The following is a 19,389-nucleotide window of genomic DNA, read 5'->3' on the forward strand; positions in this document are numbered from 1 at the left end:
AGGCGCTGCATTTTATGGCCTTCTTTATCATTTTCTTTCGCAAGATCCCTAAAAAGAAGAAACCCTAAACAGGTTCACAGTAAATAATGAGTGCTGACGCTATTGCTGGTGTACAAATTCATATCATTGAGCAGAATCTAGATCCTCAGTCAGAATACGAGTTTAATAATTTATTGGATGCTTTCAATACTTTACAAGCGCTTGACTACCATCTCTTCAAAGAACCACTGTTATTGATGAAAAGCCTAATTGGGCTAATTAGTGATAGAATAGATAGCGGTTACGTACAGACACTCAATACGTTGATTCTTAAATTTAAAGAGATCATCCAATATCAAATGTATTATGAAGCCATATTTCAAAATATGACCCTTGATTTTGGAAATAAATATTATGCTTATCAAGACTTGTTGCTACGAGACCTAAGTATTTCGGATGAAGTAAGAGACTTTACTAATTATGTCCAGACCTCTGGAGCCAGCTACAAAACCTTTATAAAAAACTCACTCTTACAACACATTAAGGAGTTTAAAAAATATAGTGCTTTTGAGGCTGCCGACGTATTTGAAAAGGCGCTTTTAAGCATCTAACTAATATATTGGCATTTATCGAACAAATTTTTTAGTACAAAAATGGAAGATATTAGAAAGTATTTTAAACAACTTGAAAAGCCAATACCATTACAAGAAATTGAAGCTGCTGAATTTAAAATGGGCTTCTCAATTCCAAAATCTTATAGAGATTTCCTTCTGTTAGGTAATGGTGGATTTCCAAATGACGAAAAATGTTGTTTCCAAATTAATGTTGGCCATGAATACTATGGCGATTCTATATCTGACTTTCACGGACTGGCATCGGTTGTAGGCTCTTATGAAGGCGGAGTAGAAAGCGAACATGATGACGGATACCCATATTTTTATCACTATGAAATGCTAGGTATTGCAACAACTCATTTAGGTGGCGGTATTTATATAGGTTATTTGCCAAATAATTACGAGAAAATATTTTGGATAAACTATGTTATAGGTCAGGATGAAATAATGCCTGTAAAACTTTCTGACTCTCTAGATGAGTTTATGCAAATGTTAATATCAGATGAGCAGTTAGATGTATAAGTTCCAAGTAGTAAACCCATAACATGATTTGAGATACAAAACGGAAACCATGCAACGGATTGAGTTATACACATATTGAATATCAGACACATTCTCAAAAAAGGCTCCTATGTGAGACAGAGGGTTACGGTACTGCCTCAATATTGGGGCGTTTTAAGAGAATTTATGCTTACTATAAAATTTTGATAAATATGGTAGATATTTCCAACTTCTGGGTTCAGCCAGCGAGAGGGTATAACGAAAAAACAATTGGTAGAACACCAGAGCAAATCCTGGAAAGGGAAAGCAAGATTGGTTTCAAATTCCCAGCTCTTTATAAAGAGGTCATGATGATTCAAAACGGTGGCTATATTCATAAAAGAGCATTTCGATTTAATGATGGTATTCGGGAGCTTTTTTTCAATGGAGCAGTCATCGACCCTATAGAAAATCTATCTCAGGGCTATAATACATTTGAGGATGTTTTACAGGAGTATTTGAACAATGAAGAAATTCTTAGGAATGCAAATTCAGAGTTTTGCATGCCTAAAAGGCTGCCAATAATTTCTCATATGGACGGGCACTCGTTTCTATGCTTTGACTATGGCTGGCTTAAAGAAAAAGAGAACATAGAACCAGAAATTTGTTTATTTGATGTTGAAGGGCCTGAGCCTTGGAGAGAGACTTTAAGAGTAAAGAATTTTGAAGAACTAATTGGAAATCTTTATTTTTTCGGCTATGAGTCAGAATATTTTACGGTAGCTGTTAAAAATGAATTACCCCTTGAGGAAATCAAGAAAATTATTGAAAGTCGCTGGGACATCCATTTCGATGAGCAAGAAAATAACAGGTTTGGCGGTTGGTACAATTTTGATTCATGGTTCACTGCATTTTATGAAGGCCCAAACTCTACAAAATTCAGAATCAATCTTACACCAAATCAATTCCTTTCTGGAACATATCTTCAACAAAGCCACTCTGCCAACAATTGTATCTTAACTATTATCAATCAGATTGATACTTTGGACGAGGGGAAAATTCTGTTTATTGAAGATATGCTTCGCACACTCACCACTGCACTTACTGTTGAAGTTATTTTTAGGCCATATGCTCAGTAACAGCGGAAGATTTTGCTAGTATTTCGCTCTCTGCCGTCGATCAGCTCTCACGGGTGCTGGGTGGCGGGAACAGCCAGTAACGTAGGAGAGGGTTCACGTGTGATAGTCAGCGAGTTTTCTGCTTTTCCTAACTACGTCTCAGAATACCCTCCCCAAAATGAGACGCATCACAAACGCTCATTGGTCATTTGTGATAGCCAATCAACGATTATGATCCTACATGAATAACTATCGATTTAGGATTTTCTTGAACTCCTCGAAAGAGCAGATGGGTAATGGTGGAAACCGATTTGTTTCCCGTAACAAGTTAAGAATATGATGATCGTCGGACACCAACCAATCGGCACCAGCAGCAATAGCACAGTCCACAAATTTGTTGTCATCTGGATCGGCACTGACTTGACCAAAATGAAAGTAAGGTTCCTGCCGCAAGTGATTGGGAGCCGCTAGTAAAAGCGATGTGACCAGCTCAGCAGCTACAGAGCTGTAATAATAGCTCGTCATTTCAGCGTATTCTAGCAAGATTTCAGTACTGACAACCCAGATAAACTGCCTGTCAGCAAATGCATCATAAAGCCAACGGTAAGATCCATCCCGAGGAATCGACCGCAGCAGGCCATTTGTATCAATAACCACTTTCACTGAGCAGACCGTATTTGGCCTAGCCGCTCGCTACGATTCTCGAAAGTCAATTGCTCTTCAAGTTGTGCAGTGGTTATACCTTTTTGCTGAATGGCTTTTTGAGCCTCTTCTTCGAGCCGAGTACGGAAATGCTGCATTAGCGCTTGACGCATAGACTGCACCTCGACTTCACTCATCTCGAAGCTGAACAGTTCAAGCAAGGCCAATTGGGCATTGGTTAATCGGGGTGAGACAACCATAGCTAGAATAGATTAACAGTATACAAACTTAACGAAAACAGCCGATTGTTAAGTTTCATGCACAATTTTCATACGACTTTGCTACTTATTCACTAGAAGCCCAATTCTGGGAAAGCTACTTTTATTTGAAAAAGCTAAATCAGGCAAGTTTATTTCTGTCTTAAGAAAATGGGCGTTTAAGGGGAATTTGAACCAGCAGGTATGAGCCAAATTTGGCCGTGAATGAGACTAGGCACCATCTACTCGTGGACCACACGTCTTATCCACTAACTTAGCGACTGCACCAGCCTCAGGGCACAAAGCCAAAAATCCGGTTTTATCACATGGGGACATGGACCTACTAATTACCTCCCAACCGCAATTGACTAGTAGCGCTCAGCACCAGACGACTGCCTGGCGAATAAATTACACGCAAGGCCTGTCCCTGATAAGAAGCCGGCAAGCTCACCGTATGATTCAGGGTTACTACGTCCGTACTGACGGGTACCCGGCCACACGACCACACACTCCCGTCGTTCCAGGTGCCTGACTTCAGGGTGTACATGTTCCCACAGCCTGATGAGTTCACTACGTTCAAGGAGAAAACAGTCGACACAGACCCACCACTCCCATCGACCGCCACTACCGTTATCGCGAAGGGAGAGCCCACGGTTGTGGAAGGTACCCCTGTGATGGTATTGGGCGAAACGAAACTCAGAGTAGCGGGTAAGCCCGTCACCGAGAGGGTGAGACTGTTAGGCGTTTCAGGATCGGTGAAGGTGTTGGCGGGAATGGTATAACTAAAGGCGGTTCCCACCGTAGCGGATTGAGATGAGATAGTATTGGCCACCGCAGGCGGGCAGTTCTGGTAACTCACGTTAGTGCTGGCCGTAGCCAAACAGCCATTCGCACCTGTTAGGGAAAGTGAATAGGTTCCCGCTGCACTCACCGAAATACTGGAGGTAGTGGCCCCAGTGCTCCACCGATACGTACCACTGCCCACTGCCGATAAACTCACCGAGGACGTAGTACAGCTTAACGTAGCACTGGACTGGGCGATGCTGGCTGAGGGGGGGGGCGTATCGATAGCGATGGCCTGCGTAGTAAGAGCCGTGCACCCATTCGGAGCGGTGACGGTGAGTGAGTAGGTGCCCCCGGTGGTAATAGAGCGCACCGCATTCGTGGAGGTATTGTCCCAGCGGTACGTCCCACCTCCGGTAGCTGTCAGGCTAATACTGGTCGTCGTACAGGTAATCGTTGTACTGGCAGGTGTTAGAATGGTGGCCGTGGGTGGGGTGGTATTACTGCTGAGCGACGTTGTGGCTGTCGCCGAACAGCCTCCTGCCGATGTCACCGTCACCGAATAAAGTCCCGATGCATTGGCCACTGCTGTACCGCTAACGGGATCCTGACTCACCAGACCCGGCCCACTGAAGGAATAAGTAGCTCCGCCACTGGCGGTCAGGGTTACGCTGGTAGTGGTGCACGTGAGGGGTCCACTGGCTTGCAAGCTGGCTGTAGGTGGCGTGTTCACAGTCAGCGTTGTGGTGGCGGTTGTGGTCTGACCATTGTTGCTCACCGTCAGGGTGAAGCTTTGGAGATTAGCACTACTGGCGATCAGATTCTGACTGAAGGCGGTATTGCTGCTACTACCTGTAATGGTGCTGGTCGGCGCTCCGCTGGTACCGTTAGTCAGGGTATAGGTATAAGCCCCCGTTAGACTGCCAACCGTGGCGGTAAAAGTAATGGGGCTATTCACACAAACCGGATTGACAGTAACCGCAAAACCGGCAATGGTGGGGGCCAGGGGTTGGTTGAGTCGCACACTCACGTTATCGCTAGAAGCGTTAGCCGCAATGAAGTCCAGGTCGCCATCCCCATCCACATCCCCCAGCGCTACATTAGTGGGACCGTTACCTACGGCGGGGGTGGTGGGGTGGGGGGTGAAGTTGCCCGACCCATTATTGAGCAAAACACTCACCGTATTGCTATTGGCATTAGCCGTCAGCAGGTCCAGGTCGCCATCCCCGTCCACATCTCCCAGAACTACACTTTGGGGATAACTGCCCACGGCGGGGTTGGGGTTGGTGGCGGGGGCGGTGAAGTTGCCCGACCCATTGTTGAGCCGCACACTCACCGTATTGCTATTTCTGTTAGCCGTCAGCAGGTCCAGGTCGCCATCCCCGTCCACATCCCCCAACATCACACTAATGGGACCATCACCCACGGCGGGGTTGGGATTGGTGGCGGGGGCGGTGAAGTTGCCCGACCCGTCGTTGAGCCGCACACTCACGTTATCGTCACCAGAGTTAGCCGTGATGAAGTCCAGGTCGCCATCCCCGTCCACATCCCCCAATACCACACCTCTGGTACCACTGCCCACGGCGGGGTTGGGGTTGGTGGGGTGGGGGGTGAAGCTGCCTGATCCATTGTTGAGCCGTATACTCACGGTGAGGCTATTTATGTTAGCCGTCAGCAGGTCCAGGTCGCCATCCCCGTCCACATCCCCCAACACCACAATCCAGGGACCACTGCCTACGGCGGGGTTGGGGTTGGTGGCGGGGGCGGTGAAGTTGCCCGACCCATTGTTGAGCAAAACACTCACCGTACTGCTACCTAGGTTAGCCGTCAGCAGGTCCAGGTCGCCATCCCCGTCCACATCCCCCAGCGCTACACTTTGGGGACCGTTACCTACGGCGGGGTTGGGGTTGGTGGCGGGGGCGGTGAAGTTGCCCGACCCACTGTTGAGCCGCACACTCACCGTATTGCTATAAGCGTTAGCCGCGATGAAGTCCAGGTCGCCATCCCCGTCCACATCCCCCAGCGCTACACTTTGGGGACCACTGCCCACGGCGGGGTTGGGGTTGGTGGCGGGGGCAGTGAAGTTGCCACCGCCCGTACCGCCCACCCCCACCGTAAACTGATGCACCTGCCCCCGGACCAGATTTGCGCCCGCGCTGCTCTGGGCCTGGGAGGTCACTGTGGTCAGGATCGTTTCACCCGGCCGGAAGTTAGTGGTCGGATCAAAGGTAAGCGTGTTGCCGCTGGCACTGGTGCTGCCCCCCTGTCCGTTGCGGAGTTGGCCGCCCCGTTGCTGGCTGAAGACCCGCACGGCTCCCAGTGTAGCGGTGCCGTTGCTGATGGGGTGGTTAAAGGTGATGGCTACGTTGGTGCTGGCCGGGGCGTTACGCCCGTTGCGGGCGGGGCTCAGGGTCGTGATGGTCAGGTCCGCGAGTTGGTTGAGCCGCACACTCACGTTATCGCTATTTGTGTTTGCCGTCAGCAGGTCCAGGTCCCCATCCCCATCCACATCCCCCAACACCACGCTAGCAGGATAACTGCCCACGTCGGGGTCGGGGTTGGTAGGGTGGGGGGTGAAGTTGCCTGACCCATTGTTAAGCCGCACACTCACCGTATTGCTATAAGCGTTAGCCGCGATGAAGTCCAGGTCGCCATCCCCGTCCACATCCCCCAACACCACACTTTGGGGATAACTGCCCACGGCGGGGTTGGGGTTGGTGGCGGGGGCGGTGAAGTTGCCCGACCCATTGTTGAGCCGCACATTTACGTTATCGTACCCAGTGGCCGTCAGCAGGTCCAGGTCGCCATCCCCATCCACATCCCCCAACACCACACTATGGGGACCATAGCTCACGGTGGGGTTGGGGTTGGTGGGGTGGGGGGTAAAGTTGCCCGACCCGTCGTTGAGCCGCACACTCACGTTATCGCTATAAGCGTTAGTCGCAATGAAGTCCAGGTCGCCATCACCGTCCACATCCCCCAGCGCTACACTTTGAGGATGACTGCCCACAGCGGGGTTGGGGTTGGTGGCGGGGGCGGTGAAATTGCCCGACCCGTCGTTGAGCCGCACACTCACGTTATCGCTACCTAGGTTAGCCGTCAACAGGTCCAGGTCGCCATCCCCGTCCACATCCCCCAACACCACACTCCTGGGGCCACTGCCCACGGCGGGGGCGGGGTTGGTGGGGTGGGGGGTGAAGTTGCCCGACCCATTGTTGAGCAAAACACTCACCGTACTGCTACCTAGGTTAGCCGTCAGCAGGTCCAGGTCGCCATCCCCGTCCACATCCCCTAACACCACACTCCAGGGAAGATTGCCCACGGCGGGGTTGGGGTTAGTGGGGTGGGGGGTGAAGTTGCCCGACCCATTGTTGAGCCGCACACTTACGTTATCGCCAAAAATAGCCGTCAGCAGGTCCAGGTCGCCATCCCCGTCCACATCCCCCAACACCACACTATGGGGAGTAACGCCTACGGCGGGGTTGGGGTTGGTGGCGGGGGCAGTGAAGTTGCCACCGCCCGTACCGCCCACCCCCACCGTAAACTGATGCACCTGCCCCCGGACCAGGTTTGCGCCCGCGCTGCTCTGGGCCTGGGAGGTCACTGTGGTCAGGATCGTTTCACCCGGCCGGAAGTTAGTGGTCGGATCAAAGGTAAGCGTGTTGCCGCTGGCACTGGTGCTGCCCCCCTGTCCGTTGCGGAGTTGGCCGCCCCGTTGCTGGCTGAAGACCCGCACGGCTCCCAGTGTAGCGGTGCCGTTGCTGATGGGGTGGTTAAAGGTGATGGCTACGTTGGTGCTGGCCGGGGCGTTATGCCCGTTGCGGGCGGGGTTCAGGGCCGTGTAACGGATGGGCGAAGCGGGATCCACCGGCTGGACAAAGGCCGGACTTTCTCCCGAACAGCCGTTGGCATCAGTGGCTCGCACGGTGATGGTGAAGCTGCCACTCTGGGTAGGCGTGCCCGACAGCACACCCGTGGTGGACAAACTCAGCCCCGGGGGCAAGCTGCCGCTGGCCAGACTGTAGCTGTAGGGACCACTGCCCCCCCCAGCGGTGAAGGACGACGGGCCGAAGACTTCCCCCACCGTTGCCGTGTTTACGCTGGGAATGGTCACGGTGAGTCCCCCAGCCCCCTGATACTCGTAGGCCCCCATATCGATGCGGCTACCATATATTCTAGCGTTGCCCGCTAAGTCAGTGGCGCTGGTGTTGGCCGTATTGTCCCCCGTATTGACGGCCGGGCTACAATTGTAGATCTGCCCATCACTGCCGCTTACAAAGGGGGAGACGGTCGTGGTTAGGTTGCCCGTTCCACTGACGTAGCCCGTCACTGAGGCCTGGAAGAGGCTATATTGGGTGTTGATCGTGGCTTGAAAGTTGTAAAACGTGCTGGCCCCGCCGTTGCCCCACACCACGCAGTTGGTTAGCGTAGAGCCGCTGTTGCCCTGGTAGCCGGTACTGTAGATAGCCCCGCCAGCGGTAGCGCTATTGCTTTGAAAGGAACAGTTGATCAGACTGGAACGGCCAGTTCCTTGGTAGCCAGCGTTGTAGATAGCCCCCCCATTGGTGGCCGTGTTGCTTTGAAAGGAACAGTTGATCAGACTGGGATTGCTGTTGCCGCCTACACTACCATCGCTGAGGATGGCCCCCCCCCGATCGGATGCAGCGTTTCGCTGAAAAGCACAATTGATCAGGCTGGGACTGCTGCTGCCACCTGTATAACCAGCGTTGGCGATGGCTCCGCCAGCCGTTGCGCTATTGCCTTGAAACAGACAGTTGCGAATCAACGGGCTACACGTGTTACCCGTGCCACTGCCATTGTTGTACATGCCCCCACCGGTATCATCGGGAGAAACACTTCCATTGGCATTGCCCCCGGTAATCACAAACCCATCCAGCACAGCGGTGGTGGTCAGTCCTACAGGATTGCTAATGACATGGTAGCTATTATCGGCAGTCGTAGCCGGGTCACCAAGTTCGCCACTCAGGGTGGTGGACAAAGGGCGGGTCAGCACGCGTTGGTTCAGGGTGGTTTCGGTACCCACAAAGCCCCCGTAGATGGCTACCCCGTTCTTCATGGCAAAGCTTATGGTACGGTTACTGGTGCTGGTGGGTTTGTAGGTGCCGGTGGCTACCCACACCTGATCGCCCGAAGCACTGGCGTTGATCATGGCCTGCAAATCCCCGCTGGCATTGGTCCACGCACTGCCGTTGCCCGTGCCGCCAGCTTTAACGTAGCGGATGGTAGGCGTTTGGGCTAAAGCGGTGCTTATACTAACCAGCAACAGTAGGAACGTGTAGAAAAGACGGTCAGCAGACCAGGGAGAAAAACCAGGAAGAAGTAGTCGTGTTTGCATAGACCAAGTCAAAAGATTGAGAGCAGCCACCACCCGTTAACAGACGGATCGGACAGCCCCAAAAACCGGCGGATGTAGAGGGCGTAGTAAAGCCAAAATCCTCATTCATCGCTAGGGCAAGATTAGGGGTTTCGTCAGGGAGTGACTCGGAGATTTCACCCAAAAACTCGGAGAATTGTCCCACCCGGGAGTGAAAGCGATTATTTTTTGTTTACATCCCGGTAATGACTGGGCGAGAGGCCGAATTCCTCGGCAAAGACCCGGCCGAAGTAACTAGGGTCCTGAAAGCCAACCGCATCGGCTATCTGGGCAATGTTCAGGTCAGGTAACAGGAGTAATTCTTTGGCTTTTTGCAGGCGCAGTGTTCGCAGATACCGGTTCATCGATAGACCCGTCAGGGCGGTCATCTTGCGGTGCAGGGCGGTCCGACTCGTCCCCATCAACGCGCAGATCATATCGATATCCAGCGCCGGGTTATCCAGTTGCGGCAGTACGTGGCTGCGTAGCCTGAACAGGAACTGGTCTTCCCCTGGCTCTGGCGCTTCGTCCGGAATCGGCTCGGCTACGCCCAGGGCTAGTTGACCATAATAGCGCTGCAACCGGTGCCGGCTCTGGAGCAGGTTACTCAATACGACCAGCAATTCATCGTGCGAGAAGGGCTTCACCAGGTAGGCATCTGCCCCCCGGCGCAACCCCGCGATGCGATCACTCACCGCAGCTCTGGCCGTCAGTAGTACAATGGGAATATGGCTGGTTCGTTCATCTTGCTTCAGGGTATCACAGAGCGCAAAGCCATCCTTGATCGGCATCATCACATCACTCAGAACCAGGTCTGGAATGGTCGCCAGCGCCTGGTCAATACCGACCTGCCCATTTTCGGCCCGAACTACCTGGTATTCATCCCGCAGGCAGATCTGAATATACGTGGCTACGTCGTCATTGTCTTCCACCAATAAAACCACGGGCCGCTCACTGGCCACCTCCGGCGAGGGGACGATCCACTCGGTTTGGGCTGGGTTTATGGGTGCCAGTGCGGGAGCTTCCTCTTTCGCCAGGGGTGCCCGACGGGTCAGGGGAAAACGGACAACAAACTCAGCTCCCCCACTGGAAAGGGCTTTCCCCGAATCGGTCAACCAGGGTTGGCCGGGTCCTTCCTGACCGGGCACATCCATGCGGGGCCGATCCAGGCCGGGCCGATTACGAACGGCCAGACCACCCTGCATCAGCCCTACCAATTCCCGAACCAGCGAGAGGCCAATGCCGGTACTACCGCCCGATGTGCTCGGTGGGTTCTCAGCCGACCGCGGCCCGACCGAACCGTCGGACTGCTGATAGAAGCGGTCAAAGATCCTCGACAGACTGGCGGGCTCGATGCCAGGTCCGGTATCGCTCACGGTGATTTGAATCCACGGCTGATCGAGGTGGCTACTTGGGCTAAGTTCTTCGTGGTATCCTGCCGCCGTGAGCGGATGCCAGTTGTCCTGAACGGCAACGCTATAGATTACCTGCCCGCCCGTAGGGGTAAATCTTAGGGCATTGGCCAGCAGGTTCGCCACAATATCCTGCAGTTTATCTTTGTTGAAGTCGGCTTCACAGTACGTATCACTGGACTGAAACTGTAGCTGCACCCCTTTCGCCTGAGCGATGGTATGGAACGACTCTCCGACGTAGCGGACGAAGCTGACCAGATCGGCCCGTTCGAGGTGAAGCGGCATCTCTCCGGCTTCGAGTTTAGAGAGGTCCAGTATCTGGTTGATCAGCCGTAGTAAGTTGCTGCCATTACGCTCAATAAGGCTGGCCATCTGTCGCAGCTCGGGGTCGATCTTCTGGTTCAGGCTGGCTGCCATGCCCAGAATCACGGTGAGGGGCGTCCGAAATTCATGCGAGATGTTCGCAAAAAAACGTGATTTGGTTTCGTCGAGTCGTCGTAAGTCCTGTGCCTGCTGCGCAATAAGCTCCGTGGCCGCTTTGATCTGGGTCTGAAGCCGGGTTTGTTCCTGCTGGTATCGCCAGGCCCGCCACTGGCCCCACCCCCATACCAAACCGATCAGCAAAAACAGCATGAGCAAGAGAAACCAGCTGCGCAGATAAAACGGGCGTTGAACGATGACCTGGATAGCCAGGTTCGCCGACGACATCTGCCCATCGGCCGCCTGCCCTTTCACCAGCAACTGGTACTCGCCATAGGGTAAATTGCCCAACCGGAGTGAAGGCTCGGTCTGATACGTCCACTCGTTGTCCAATCCCGTAAACTGGTAAGCGTATACATTTTTGGGAGCGTCGGCATAATTAAGCAGCGCAAAGTCCAGTACGCTCGTACGATCACCGGGGTGGAGAATGATCCGGTTGCTTTTGATCAGTTCTTCGGTTTTGTCGACCAGCTTGTCCAGTGAATTATCAAACTGACGGAACGAGACGATACGTAGTGGAATGGTGGGCTGGGGTTTTTCCCGTTCGAAATCCTGGGGATCAAACGAAGTAATTCCGTTCAGGCCACCGAAATAAAGATGGCCGCTCTGGTCCTGAAAATGAGCAATGCGGTTAAATTCATTGTGCGTAATGCCGTCCTGAACCGTGTACGACCGGGTTGTCATCCGGACCGGATCAAACTGCATAATGCCATAATCGCTGCTCAGCCACAGATGGCCCCGCCGGTCGGCATACACGGCGTAAATGTTATCGTTCGACAATCCCTCGGTACGCCTGAACTGCCGGTAGCTGTTCTGCTGGCGGTCCCACCGAATAAGCCCGGCATTCGCCGTTGCCAGCCAATACAGGCCTTGAGGATCCTGGTAAACATGCTGATAATTATCAGTAGGCAGCCGAAAGCGCCCCTTGCCTCCACTCCAGTAGCGAGCCACGATACCCTTTGACGGATCAACCGTGTATAAACCCGCAGTCGAACAGATCCAGACGGTGCTCTGCCGGTCGGTACCGATGTAGAGGACATGCGACTTGGCTAGTTCAGGAAACTGGTTGTAACGGCTAAACGGTAAAACTTGTCCCGTTTTGGTCTCAACGAGCCAGAGACCTGAAATGCCGCCCGCCAGAAAGTGCTGGTTACTCAATGGATAGAATGTCCAGATCGATCCGCCATTAGGCAATGGAGATTGCGAATGCGTACCAGTTCGAATGTCATAGGTGACTAAGTTTAGCTGGCCTATCAGCAGTTTCCCCGGCTGGCTAGTGATTAAGCCGTAAGAAATATTGCTCATCAACTGCTTTTTTGCCGATTCACCCGACAGGTTGTCGCTAAACAAACCTGTCTTTTCCAGGTTCGCATATAGCTTATCCCCAACAACGGAGATACCCCGAATAGCTGCTGTCTTTACCTGAATATTGGTTGGCTCATAAAAGAAGCGGTGAAAATAGTTTTCAGCTACTTTAACCTGATACACACCGAAACTGGTCCCTAACCACATCCAGCCGTTTCTGTCGGCGAAAAAACAGCGATTATCAATCGACTGACCCGCCAGTTGCTCCTTCAAATCCAGCAGGGTTCCTGTGGTTGGGCTTAGCAGCCGGGTGCCTGTCCAAATCAATCCGCTACGATCAAATGCATAATAAATCGGCGAGAAAAACGCGGTTCTTCCTTGCCGCAAAGAAGTCGGTAATTGGCGTCGGTTCCCCAACTGATCTACACTATATTGTACTCCCTGGAGATCGGTGTTCGAGCTGTAGATCGTATAGAAAAATTCGATACCCGCATGGGGCTGGCCTAAACAGACGTAAATGGTGCCTGGATCATGTCGAAAGGTGTGAAGAACACGACCATCTGCGGTTAGTTCGACCAGTTGATTCCCATCAGCGACGGCCCATACGGTGTTACGGGCGGTAACGTGGTGAATAACCAGATTCTTATAGTGGGCAAGGGGCACGTAGCGTAGACCTGATTTGGGGTGGTAGGATGTTAGGATAGCAGGTTGATAACTGGCGAAGAAAATCGTGCCATCAGGGCTACCAAACAATTTCTGCCCGGTAATCAGGGAGCTGGTCAGAGGATGCTTTTTAAACTTCTTTTCGAATGAAACGGCCGTGCCCGTCAGCGGATTAAACAGGGTAATCGGCGTCTTACTTTCCGTATAATCGCCCATAAGCCACAAAAGGCCATCGGCATCCTGGGCAATAGACTGTATCTCATCGAAGTCGAGCCCGTTACGGTCTTTGGTGTAGGTGGTGAATTTGAGTCCATCGAATCGGTTCAGCCCGAACTTGGTACCAAACCACATAAAGCCCCGCCGGTCCTGGAAAATAGCGTTTACCTCCCGATGTGATAAGCCGTTTTCAGGGCCATACTGTTGTACAGACGAGGCAAATTGCTGGGCCTGTGCCACCGAACAAAGCGAGAGTAGTATTCCCAGAATAAAGCTTACCGCTTTCAAGTTGACTAATAATGCGAACTAAATCAGTCTGTAAGTTCGCTCATTTGTATTAAACTAGCTATAAATTCTATTCTAGAATTTATAGCATCTTAGGGTTTGAAGTGGAAGATGTGGGTGCGATAGCGGCCCGCTTACAAGAGCAGGGTGGGCAACTGGAACGAAGCAATCAAATGGATTGGGGTGAATCCGTTGACGGCCGGGATTTGGATGGTCATCGGGTAACGATCTACCGCAGACGTTAATCGATTCGTTGCGAACCGTAGGGGGTAACTGATAAAAATGGTTCTTTCTATCAGTTACCCTTATTTTACGAAATCTCGTTAAACGCTCCTGCTTGAGATAATTTACATTCATGTAGCTGCTTCAATAATGGTCCATTCAAAATGGCATTCGATCCATACTATTGGCACGCCATTAAACCCCAGATACATAATGGCGTCTAAACCAATGATGCTCACCAGCTACTACATACTGATAAGCTGTCTGGGTATCATTTTAGAAGGGCTTTACCGGGTAGCCCCGTAAAACTTGTACGACTTTAACCAGAACCATGCACGGCGTCAAGACGCCGTGCAGCATCCCAATGAATGAATAAAATAGAACCTGACTCAGGTGGTCAAAAACGTAATTACCACCTCGAATTGCCCGCACAATTCACCAGTTGGAACCAATTTTATGATGAGTTAACTCGGTTGGCGTTCATTCAGCCGGCCACCACTACCATTCGCATCAAAGTCTTCCAGTCAGCCCATACCCTGAAGGATGGCGAAAGTCTTTCTCTGTATTTAACTTATGAGCGTCAGCATATTGAGCGGATGTGTCTGGAGGAATTGCGTAAAGAACGATCCAATCAACCAAGCTATCTGTTAACCGTTCAGGAGGTAGAGCAACTAATTGGGATCGTTAGCAATCAAGCCTCCCGAATCGGTGATTGGGATTTACTGGTCAAGCTCAATGAGCTATTACGTTATAAGCAGCAACGGGATATAAACCAAAGCAACAATCATATATAGCCTGGGCAGTAGATGACTTTGTGAATCCCCAAACATCCTATCGTTTTAACAAGAAAAGTGCTTTTCACTTTATCTCTTCAAACCCTCCCACTTGAGACGAAGCAGCATTCATGTGTTTGCTTCTTAATTGGGGCGTTTTAAGGAACAGTATTTAGCCTGATATTCCGTACTTTGGCTATCATACAACTAATTATTCAATAGCTATGGGACCTGAATTTGAAGAAATAATCTTTGCTGATAAGCCCCCTTTAATTGATGACATCTTAACTACTCTTCATCAGCGAACGAGCTTGCAGGTAGACTGCCAACAAAATGACGCGCTTCAAGGGCCTGACTCATATGCAGCAGCATATACTTTAACCAATTCTGAAGATGAAAGAGACAGCTTGGAATTACTGTATGATCGAGGCGATCAGCTCTATTTGCTTTGGGGGCCACCAACAACTTATCTAATAGGGGCCACTTTACATACACTGATAGCGATGGGCGGTTCTTATGACTCAAAACCGCCTACTTGGACATTAAAGAAGTGGCCGGAAGTAGCCGAGAAAGTTAAATCACTGCCAAGGTATGAACACCCTAATTGGATATTCGATTAACTTATAGCTCACTCATACAACATGGTTTTTAATATAATTTACTCGATCTTTTTCGGATTAACGGATTTACTTATCTTCTTCCTACTTACGCGATCAGTTACTATAAATTGGAGCATTCTGTTGGCATATGGAGTGGTATTCATTCTATTTATAGTCTTACATAGTGGCCTCTTTCCTCTGAGGTCTTTAATGCCTGAAAAAGATTTTTTTGATCTTATGATGTTCAGTATTGGATTAGGTATTTTGAACATTATGGGGAGAATCCAAAACTGGCAATTCGATCAACGTCTTCAAGACCAGACCTCACCCACTTACTTTGCCTTCCGAAAAACAATAGATTTTATACAAAATAAGTTGGTGTATGTAATGATTTATTTCTACCAACTTTTAGCCATATGGATAATTGAACTCAGGTAAATTGTACTTTCTAAGGATTTTACCCTCTCGATATTGATTCTGCGTATTAAACTAATCTATTTACAAAATGTGAGTTATAAAACGAAAGACTGGAATCCAAAACGTCTATTCTCAAATAAGGCTCCTACTTGAGACGAAGCAGCGTTCATGTGTCTGTTTAAAAATTGGGGCGTTAAAAAAGCCAGACAAGACACTATAATTCAACTATTCATGGTTAGCATCAGCCGATAATTCTCAAATTAATTTAAGCTACGATACTCTATAGGAGAAACCCCCACTTTTTGTTTAAAAAAGCGCGTAAAATGCTGAGGGTATTTGAAGCCTAATTCATACGCAATTTCACCGACCGATTTGCTGGTATCGAAAATCCGCTCTTTCGCCAGATCAATCAAATGAAGCTGGATGTATTCCAGAGCGGATTTCCCGGTTTCTTTTTTGATTAAATCGCCGAAGTAATTGGGCGATAGATGGAGTTCCTGCGCGAAATAAGCCACCGTCGGCACGCCATCGGTTTTGAGTTTTTCGCCTAATAGATACTCATTTAATTTCTGCTCAAACTGTTCAATGAGGCCATGATTCACATGCCCACGGGTCATAAACTGACGGTCGTAAAAACGAGAACAGTATTTCAGGAGCAGTTCGAGGTTCGCGACAATCAGTTCTTTACTATGCCGATCAATATTCTGGCTCACCTCAGAAGCAATATTGCCAAAACAAGCCATCACAACCTCTCGCTCTTTGTCGGAAAGATGTAAGGCTTCGTGGGATTGATAACTGAAAAACGAATAGTCATGAATCTGCTTGCCTAAGCTGGTACCTTTGATGAGGTCTGGATGAAAGATGAGCGCCTTCCCATAGGGCTGATGCATTTCGCCTTCTGGCTCGTTCCCAATGATCTGCCCAGGCCCGAAAAAGACCAACGTCCCTTCGGCATAATCATAATATTGGTTGCCATATCGCAAATCACCACAAAGGGTCTCTTTCAAGATTACTGCATAAAAATTCAGTGTGAACTTCTCCCGTTGTAATGGCTTGGACTGATTCAAATCGACCAAACTGATTAGCGGGTGCTGGGTCTTATTACTAAAGGTATCCGCGTATTTCTTTATCGTGTCGTAGACTATCATCGCTTGCGGTTCGGCTTACCGATTTTTAATCAAATCTACCACCTGAAAACGTCCCGACTGGAGGTGGCAGTAAAAGTGGTATGTAAAACAGTAAAATGTATAAAAGCTATAGAATGCTCATCCGGTAATTTTGCATCGTGATCATTGAAAACGAAATAAATAGCTGTCAATGAAACATCTAGGTTCCAACGATTATGAAACGCACTCACTTATTACTTGTTCTGCTCTTACTCTTTTTCATGGGTAGCATGGCCTGCAAAACAGATAATCTCACTCCTGATGAGCAACCTATTAAAGCGGACTCGACTGGTTTCGTCAATAATCCGGTGAATGACACTTCCGCCAAGCGGCTCCGCATTAAGATCGGCTCTCACACCTATACGGCGACTTTGCAGAACAACGCTACGGTAACTGCGTTCAAAGCCAAATTACCCCTCACTCTTTCGATGAAAGAGCTAAACCGAAATGAAAAGTTTGCCGAGTTGCCAACCAATTTACCAACGAACGCAGCCAATCCCAGAACGATTCAAGCGGGTGATTTACTGCTGTATGGAACCAATACGTTGGTGCTGTTCTATGAATCCTTTCAAACTTCCTATAGCTATACCAGGCTGGGTCGTGTCGATAACCCGGAAGGGCTCGTTACGGCTCTGGGTTCGGGAAATGTCACGGTCACCTTTGAGTTGGAATAAATCAATATCAAACTAAATGAACATCAACATGAAACAACTAACGATTGCACTAGCGGTTTTTGTCCAGATAGCCGGGCAAGCTTTCAGTCAGGGATTGTCATCCCGAACAGAGAAAGCCGAGTATCTAACCTTTACGCTCAGCGATAAGGTTACCAAGCAAAATGTGCAGTACAAAAATCGGTACGGCATTACCGTTGCCTCTCATTTGTATATGCCTAAAAATATGGATACATCTAAAAAGTATCCTGCTGTTGTCATTGGTACACCCTATGGCGGAGTGAAAGAGCAAGGAGCTGGCATTTATGCCCAAAATATGGCCGAACGGGGTTTTATCGCCTTAGCCATTGATGAATCCTACAATGGAGAAAGTGGCGGAGAAAACAGGCATATATCATCGCCGGATGTGTTTACCGAAGATTTTAGCGCAGGGGTGGATTTTTTAGGCACTCGCCCTTTTATTGATCGGGCTAAAATTGGGGCTATCGGTATTTGCGGCAGCGGTGGGTTTGCCCTGAAAGCCGCTCAGGTCGATCATCGAATAAAAGCGGTGGCCACCACCAGTATGTACGATATGAGCGGAGTCATGCGCAACGGCTGGAAGAACAGCATGTCCGCCGATGAGCGCAATAAGACGCTTGATCAATTGGGGGAACAGCGGTGGAAAGATTTTGAAGCGGGAAAGCCCGAATTGCCCCCCTCATTTCCTAGCCAACCTGTCACCACCATACCAGCAGGATTAGATCCTATCGCCAGTGAATTCTTTGAATACTACGCCATGAAGCGCGGTTTTCATCCGAATTCCATCGGTGCATTTACCAAGACAAGCAGCATGGCCTTTATGAACTTTCCCCTGCTGAACTACATTGAAACCATTTCACCCCGGCCTATTTTGTTCATCATGGGTGAAAATGCCCATTCCCGCTACTTCAGTGAAGATGCCTACAAACAGGCAGCGGAGCCGAAAGAAATCTATATCGTTCCGAAAGCCTGCCATATTGATTTATACGACCGCGTGGAGATGATTCCCTTCGATAAACTCACCTCGTTCTTTACCCAATACCTGACGGAAGCAAAACTGAGTGATAAAGCAACTGTTATTGGAAACAATCACTAAAACCAGACCATCAACGAATTACCAGATAGCAAAACCATGATTGACCAAGTTGTATTTGTAACCGGGGGAGCAATGGGTATGGGCGAAGCCGTAGCCCTGCTTGCTGCCGAGCGCGGTGCTAAAGTTGTCGTAGCCGACGTAAACGAAGTGGCTGCCCAGACAGTCGCCGATAAGATTAAATCGTCAGGTGGAGAAGCGATCGCTATCAAATGTGATGTAAGCTCCGCCAGTGATGTAAAAGCCGCCATTGATCGCACAGTAGCAGAATATGGACGACTTGATGCCGCCTTCAATAATGCCGGTATCATGGTGCCCATGACCGATACAGCGGACTTAGAAGAAGCTATTTATGACCGGGTTTTGGACATCAACCTGAAAGGGGTGTGGCTCTGCATGAAATATGAGCTGCAACAGATGCGAAAACAAGGCAGCGGGGCCATTGTCAACAATTCGTCGATTGGCGGTTTGGTCGGTGCCCCTGGTCGTTCAGCCTATCATGCCGCCAAGCATGGTGTATTGGGCCTTACTAAGAGTTCAGCCATCGAATATGCCCCTCAAGGTATCCGTATCAATGCCGTGTGCCCTGGCACCATCGAAACGCCGATGGTTGATACCATGTTCAGAACGGGCGATCTGTCGCAGCAGACGACTACGGAAGGAGCGCCCATTAAAAGACTGGGCAAAGCGAATGAAATAGCCGAAGCAGTATTATGGTTGTTTAGCCCAGCGTCCAGTTTTGTCATTGGCCAGCCTATTTCGGTCGATGGCGGGCTGAGTATCCAATAGTTTTTCACATTAAATATAAACTGCCTGACA

Annotated in this window: 13 protein-coding genes; 8 read left to right on the forward strand and 5 right to left on the reverse strand. The window is 49.9% G+C overall.

Annotation, left to right across the window (positions count from 1 at the left end):
• Positions 1–86: 86 nt before the first annotated feature.
• The 3 genes from IC229_RS31385 (at position 87) to IC229_RS31395 (ending at position 2,212) form a co-directional block, all read left to right on the forward strand.
• A complete protein-coding gene (locus IC229_RS31385) occupies positions 87–590 on the forward strand; it encodes a hypothetical protein (protein WP_190892357.1) in 504 nt (167 codons plus the stop codon).
• A gap of 42 nt (positions 591–632) precedes the next feature.
• Entirely contained in the window at positions 633–1,115 is a 483-nt protein-coding gene (locus IC229_RS31390; protein WP_190892359.1) for an SMI1/KNR4 family protein, read from the forward strand.
• A gap of 191 nt (positions 1,116–1,306) precedes the next feature.
• Positions 1,307–2,212 carry an SMI1/KNR4 family protein gene (locus IC229_RS31395; RefSeq protein ID WP_190892360.1) on the forward strand — a complete coding sequence of 302 codons (906 nt, stop codon included), beginning with the start codon at positions 1,307–1,309 and terminating at the stop codon, positions 2,210–2,212.
• A 228-nt stretch (positions 2,213–2,440) separates the two neighbouring features.
• Here the strand turns inward: IC229_RS31395 and IC229_RS31400 are convergent, their stop codons facing one another.
• The 4 genes from IC229_RS31400 to IC229_RS31415 form a co-directional block, all read right to left on the reverse strand.
• Positions 2,441–2,854 (reverse strand): putative toxin-antitoxin system toxin component, PIN family, encoded by a 414-nt coding sequence (locus tag IC229_RS31400; RefSeq protein WP_162390675.1) that lies wholly within the window; start codon positions 2,852–2,854, stop codon positions 2,441–2,443.
• Positions 2,851–3,093 (reverse strand): hypothetical protein, encoded by a 243-nt coding sequence (locus IC229_RS31405; protein WP_190892362.1) that lies wholly within the window; start codon positions 3,091–3,093, stop codon positions 2,851–2,853. Before IC229_RS31405 ends, IC229_RS31400 begins: the two co-directional genes overlap by 4 nt.
• Positions 3,094–3,433: 340 nt before the next feature.
• Positions 3,434–9,229 (reverse strand): FG-GAP-like repeat-containing protein, encoded by a 5,796-nt coding sequence (locus IC229_RS31410; RefSeq protein WP_190892364.1) that lies wholly within the window; start codon positions 9,227–9,229, stop codon positions 3,434–3,436.
• Between the two features lie 200 nt (positions 9,230–9,429).
• Positions 9,430–13,611 carry a hybrid sensor histidine kinase/response regulator transcription factor gene (locus IC229_RS31415; RefSeq protein WP_190892365.1) on the reverse strand — a complete coding sequence of 1,394 codons (4,182 nt, stop codon included), beginning with the start codon at positions 13,609–13,611 and terminating at the stop codon, positions 9,430–9,432.
• A 587-nt stretch (positions 13,612–14,198) separates the two neighbouring features.
• Between IC229_RS31415 and IC229_RS31420 the strand changes: the two genes are divergently transcribed.
• The gene (locus IC229_RS31420; protein ID WP_190892367.1) at positions 14,199–14,624 is read left to right on the forward strand and encodes a hypothetical protein; all 426 of its coding nucleotides are present in this window, start codon (positions 14,199–14,201) and stop codon (positions 14,622–14,624) included.
• Positions 14,625–14,827: 203 nt separating this feature from the next.
• Positions 14,828–15,223, forward strand: coding sequence for a hypothetical protein (locus IC229_RS31425; protein WP_190892368.1), 396 nt, complete (start codon positions 14,828–14,830; stop codon positions 15,221–15,223).
• 656 nt (positions 15,224–15,879) lie between these two features.
• On the opposite strand, the gene IC229_RS31430 is transcribed toward IC229_RS31425, so the two are convergent.
• Positions 15,880–16,767 (reverse strand): helix-turn-helix domain-containing protein, encoded by an 888-nt coding sequence (locus IC229_RS31430; RefSeq protein ID WP_190892369.1) that lies wholly within the window; start codon positions 16,765–16,767, stop codon positions 15,880–15,882.
• A 194-nt stretch (positions 16,768–16,961) separates the two neighbouring features.
• Here IC229_RS31430 and IC229_RS31435 point away from each other — a divergent pair, with 194 nt between their 5' ends.
• The 3 genes from IC229_RS31435 to IC229_RS31445 are packed head-to-tail and all read left to right on the forward strand — an operon-like array spanning position 16,962 to position 19,359.
• Positions 16,962–17,459: a cyclophilin-like fold protein gene (locus IC229_RS31435; RefSeq protein ID WP_190892370.1), complete on the forward strand. Its 498-nt coding sequence runs from the start codon at positions 16,962–16,964 to the stop codon at positions 17,457–17,459.
• Between the two features lie 28 nt (positions 17,460–17,487).
• Complete coding sequence (locus tag IC229_RS31440; RefSeq protein WP_223834309.1) at positions 17,488–18,573, forward strand: alpha/beta hydrolase; 1,086 nt, start codon at positions 17,488–17,490, stop codon at positions 18,571–18,573.
• 36 nt (positions 18,574–18,609) lie between these two features.
• Positions 18,610–19,359, forward strand: a complete 750-nt coding sequence (locus IC229_RS31445; protein ID WP_190892374.1) for a glucose 1-dehydrogenase — start codon at positions 18,610–18,612, stop codon at positions 19,357–19,359.
• The last annotated feature ends 30 nt before the right edge of the window (positions 19,360–19,389 follow it).

The organism is Spirosoma profusum (assembly GCF_014699005.1).
Lineage (GTDB): Bacteria > Bacteroidota > Bacteroidia > Cytophagales > Spirosomataceae > Spirosoma > Spirosoma profusum.

Bases quoted from the DNA above. Each gene is read 5' to 3' on its own strand.
- IC229_RS31385 (WP_190892357.1), top strand. From the start codon at position 87: ATGAGTGCTGACGCTATTGCTGGTGTACAAATTCATATCATTGAGCAG.
- IC229_RS31390 (WP_190892359.1), top strand. From the start codon at position 633: ATGGAAGATATTAGAAAGTATTTTAAACAACTTGAAAAGCCAATACCA.
- IC229_RS31395 (WP_190892360.1), top strand. From the start codon at position 1,307: ATGGTAGATATTTCCAACTTCTGGGTTCAGCCAGCGAGAGGGTATAAC.
- IC229_RS31405 (WP_190892362.1), bottom strand. From the start codon at position 3,093: ATGGTTGTCTCACCCCGATTAACCAATGCCCAATTGGCCTTGCTTGAA.
- IC229_RS31410 (WP_190892364.1), bottom strand. From the start codon at position 9,229: ATGCAAACACGACTACTTCTTCCTGGTTTTTCTCCCTGGTCTGCTGAC.
- IC229_RS31420 (WP_190892367.1), top strand. From the start codon at position 14,199: ATGAATAAAATAGAACCTGACTCAGGTGGTCAAAAACGTAATTACCAC.
- IC229_RS31425 (WP_190892368.1), top strand. From the start codon at position 14,828: ATGGGACCTGAATTTGAAGAAATAATCTTTGCTGATAAGCCCCCTTTA.
- IC229_RS31430 (WP_190892369.1), bottom strand. From the start codon at position 16,767: ATGATAGTCTACGACACGATAAAGAAATACGCGGATACCTTTAGTAAT.
- IC229_RS31435 (WP_190892370.1), top strand. From the start codon at position 16,962: ATGAAACGCACTCACTTATTACTTGTTCTGCTCTTACTCTTTTTCATG.
- IC229_RS31440 (WP_223834309.1), top strand. From the start codon at position 17,488: ATGAAACAACTAACGATTGCACTAGCGGTTTTTGTCCAGATAGCCGGG.
- IC229_RS31445 (WP_190892374.1), top strand. From the start codon at position 18,610: ATGATTGACCAAGTTGTATTTGTAACCGGGGGAGCAATGGGTATGGGC.